General features: G+C 64.5%; 1 protein-coding gene. It reads left to right on the top strand.

Features of this window, described 5'->3' with window-relative positions; genetic code table 11:
* On the top strand, positions 1–1,725 hold a 1,725-nt coding region (locus tag Apa02nite_RS03160; protein WP_239164087.1), incomplete at its 5' end, for a glycoside hydrolase family 26 protein.
* Positions 1,726–1,773: the final 48 nt, after the last annotated feature.

Raw genomic sequence — 1,773 nt, 5'->3', positions numbered from 1 at the left:
AACGCCGCGGACAACCACTTCAAGTGGACGTCGACGGTCGGCGCCACCGCGACCGTGACGTTCACCGGTACCCAGGTTGTGTTGTACGGGATGAAGGAGCCGTTCGCCTACATCGCCACCGCCAAGATCGACGGCGCGGCCGCGACCGACGTGGACTATTACGCGGCGGGCACCAGTGCGACCACGGTCCCGGTGTACACGTCGCCGGAGCTGGCCTCGGGTAACCACACGCTGGTCCTGACCATGACCAATCGTCACAACGCCGCCTCCGCCGGCGGCATGTCGATCACCCTCGACCGCGTCGAGGTCAACGGTTCCACGACCGCGCCGCCGACCAGCGCACACGCCTCGGGGCTGCCCTGGTCCGACGGGGGTTTCTTCATGCACGACGCCGACCAGGCCGCCGAGTTCGCCGCCTGGCGGGGCCGCCCGGTTGACAACATCGTGGCCTTCGCCAGCCGCGAGACCTGGCCGCAAATGCTCAACAACTGGTGGGCGTCCACGGTGCCGAGCAGCTTCGACGCGACCCGTGACGACTACATCCTGTCCGTGCCGTTGTGGACCGACGACACCAGCGCGGGCGCTGACGCCGACTGGACCACGTTGGCCCACGAGATCGCCGCGGTCGACCCCAACGGCTACGTCCGGCTGGGCTGGGAGATGAACTGCTGCTTCTCGCTCGCCACCAACGCGACCACCTGGCGTAACCAGTTCTCGCGTGCGGCCACCCTGATCAAGGCGGCCGAACCCCAGCTCAAGATCGTTTTCAACCCCAACGAGGGTACGAGCAACAACGGTACGATCGCTGACCCGTCCACCCTGTTCGTCGCGGGCAAGGTGGACGTGGTGGCCATCGACGCCTACGACTGGTACCCGGCCTACAACACGGACGCCAACGCCAACGAGCACTTCACCAAGAAGTACGGCTGGAACTACTGGTACGACTTCGCCCGCTCGAAGGGCCTGCCGTTCGCCCTGGCCGAGTTCAGCGTCTACACCGGCTCAGGTGACTCGGGCGGCGACAACCCGGCGTACTTCACGTACGTCTACGACTGGCTGGCCGCCAAGAACACGGCTGTGCCGGGCTCGATCGCCTTCGTGTCGATCTTCAACGACTCACAGGCGTACTGCCAGTGCAACGTCTACCCGGCCACGCCCAACCCCGACGCGGCTGCGCGGTACAAGTCGATCATCAACTCGCTGACCGACGTGGGCGCTGACCTCGACGATGTCGGCCCCGAAGACGGCGAGTTCGAGTTCGAGGTTCCCGCCGAAGAGCCTGACTTCAGTGCGATGTCCTGCCCGGAGACGCGCAACCCGGCGAAGTACAAGATCACCTGGAAGTCCAAGCACATCCCGGCCAAGAACGACCCGGTGAGCGACTGGCTCTCCCCGGGTGACTCGATCTCCTACACCACGGAGAAGTCGAACACCTTCGGATTCGATGTGACCGTCGGTGCCGAGGCCGAAGTCGGCATCGTGCTGACCAAGGCCAAGACCAAGATTGACGTCACGGTCTCCGGGTCGTGGACATCCGGCGTGGGCATCACGCGCTCCAGTACGAACAACACCAAGAAGGGCTACCGCGCGGTCCTGGGCAACCAGGGTTACCGGGTGAAGTACACCAAGACGAAGATTGTCGCCCCATGCAACGTCAAGACGACCAAGGGCACCATCATCTTCCCCAAAAAGGGTGACCTCACCTTCGGTCGATACTCCAAGTAGTCGCTTCTGACGTCATGGGGTAACGGCAGGGCGGCGGGTACCGGATCC

It is taken from the genome of Actinoplanes palleronii (genome assembly GCF_016862315.1).
In the GTDB taxonomy this organism is placed as follows: domain Bacteria; phylum Actinomycetota; class Actinomycetes; order Mycobacteriales; family Micromonosporaceae; genus Actinoplanes; species Actinoplanes palleronii.
The sequence above is the reverse complement of the archived record's forward strand: the minus strand, read 5'-3'. Positions and strand labels throughout refer to the sequence as shown.